The sequence below is a fragment of the Paenibacillus sp. 01T422 genome (assembly GCF_056398785.1).
Genome location: NZ_JBFTQB010001027.1, coordinates 1 through 2,106 on the forward strand (window position 1 = coordinate 1; position 2,106 = coordinate 2,106).

Annotated in this window: 1 protein-coding gene; it reads left to right on the forward strand. The window is 48.9% G+C overall.

What is annotated here, in order from left to right:
- Positions 1–2,106, forward strand: a 2,106-nt coding sequence (locus tag AC1DUA_RS35050; RefSeq protein ID WP_477504129.1) for a discoidin domain-containing protein, incomplete at both ends; no start/stop codon positions are given.

A 2,106-nucleotide genomic window follows, 5' to 3' on the forward strand; every position in this document is an offset into this window, starting at 1 on the left:
GTCCAGTGATGCGACCTATGACAAATTTCGTCAGTCTAGCAGTTTGATCGGGGATGCGCCCAATACGAACTTGCTGCATAAAGTCCAAACGCAGACCGAAGCGGTGCTCAGCTATCCGTTTGATGAAGGTAGCGGCCAATCGGCTGGCGATATGTCCGGCAATGGCTATAACGGTACTTTAAGCGGTGTTCAGTGGACGAATGGAGTGACAGGGCAAGCGGCGCTGTTCAGCAAGCCTGGTGATCACATCACGACTGGGTTGACGACAAAAGGGTTTCCGTGGACGGTATCGGCTTGGGTGAATATGACGGATAGCACGCAGCCGGAAGCGATTCTGCTCGAATCCGCAGATGCCTCGATTAAATTAAAGCAGAAGGAAACGGGCAAAGTCGGCTTCTCCCGTGAGGGCTTTGATTTCAGCTTCAATACGGCGATTCCGACAGGACGATTTGTGCATGTTGCTTTGAAAGGGGATTTAAGCGGGACGTCGCTGTTTATTGACGGGGAGCTGAAAGATAAACTGACGGAGACGACACTGCTTCCTGCGGCTGTCGTAGGTAGTGCGACACAGGCTTTCCAAGGTGCGCTGGACGATCTGAAAATCGTAGATCGCGCGTTGACTGGGAAGGAAATCGCGGTTGCTGCCGGCTCGCCGCCATGGACAATTAACATTGCTGCACGCCAGTCGGCAGTGGCTTCATCAGAGGAAGTCAATTATTTAACGGCTAACCTTGCTTTTGATGAGGATGAGTCGAAAAATTCCCGTTGGGCATCTAAATATACCGACAACGAATGGATTTACGTGGATCTCGGCAAAAACTACGACATTAACAAGGTTATTCTGAAATGGGAACCCGCCTACGCCAAAGGGTATAAAATTCAAGTTTCGAACGACGCACAGACTTGGAAAGATGCCTATACGACGAACGCAGGCGTCGGCGGCACGGAAGTTATTAAGTTCCCTACAGAAAATGCCCGTTATGTGAAAATGCAAGGCGTAAAACGGGCTGGTACGTATGGCTATTCCTTGTATGAGTTCGAAGTCTATCAGCCGAATCCGAACGATACACCGATAACTGTACCGGATCCCATTCGCTACGAGCAAACATTTGAGACGAATCAACTGGGCGGATGGCAGCACATGATCGGGGCTGGAACAGGCAGTATGGCGGTTGTTAGCGATTCGTCCCAAGCAAGCCAATACGCGCTGCAGCTGACAGCAAACAATACGAGCAATGTCTTTATTGATAAGAATTCACCGGACATCAAAGATGGTGAAATTGAATTTAAAGTTACGCCGACAAATACGGGTAATATTCGTTCAGGCGTCATATTCCGTTACACGAACAATGATTCGTGGGCATCGGTCGGTTACGATAACGGCAGTTGGTATTGGGTGAACGCCCAAGACAGCTATGGGCTGCTGACGAACAATGCGGCAGCTAAGCTAAGTAAAGGCGTCACTGCAACGGTCAAAATCAAATTCGAAGGATCGCTAGTGACCTTGTTCGTGAATGGTACACAATATTATGAAGGCAGCTTAGCCTCAATTCCGATTGCGGAAGGCAAGATGGGGGCTAGAGTATTTGGGCCTACAGTCGCTCAGTACGACAACTTTAAATATCGCAATAATGTGGCGGATTCGGTAGTAGCTGTAACCAGCGTTCAGCTGGATAAGTCGGCGCTTACGTTGAAGGAAGGCGAGACTTCTGAAATTGCGGCAACGGTACTGCCGAATAATGCGACTAATAAACTTGTAACTTGGTCGAGCAGCAATGAGAACGTTGCGATAGTGGCGTCGATTGGTGGGAAAATCGTTGTTACTGCGCTGAAGGCGGGAATTGCGAAAATCAAGGCAACAACGACAGATGGCGCTTTTACAGCGGAGAGTACGATTACCGTAGAGGCATTGTCAGGTCATGGATTACGTGTCTTGACTTACAACATTCATCATGGCGCAGGGAAGGATAACATTGTAAATTTACCTCGCATTGCCGACGTAATTAAGAGTTTGAATCCGGATATCGTTGCTTTGCAAGAGGTGGATAAAAATGTCCCAAGAAGCGGTAACGTCGATCAGGCTGCGAAATTGGCTGAGTTGACGGG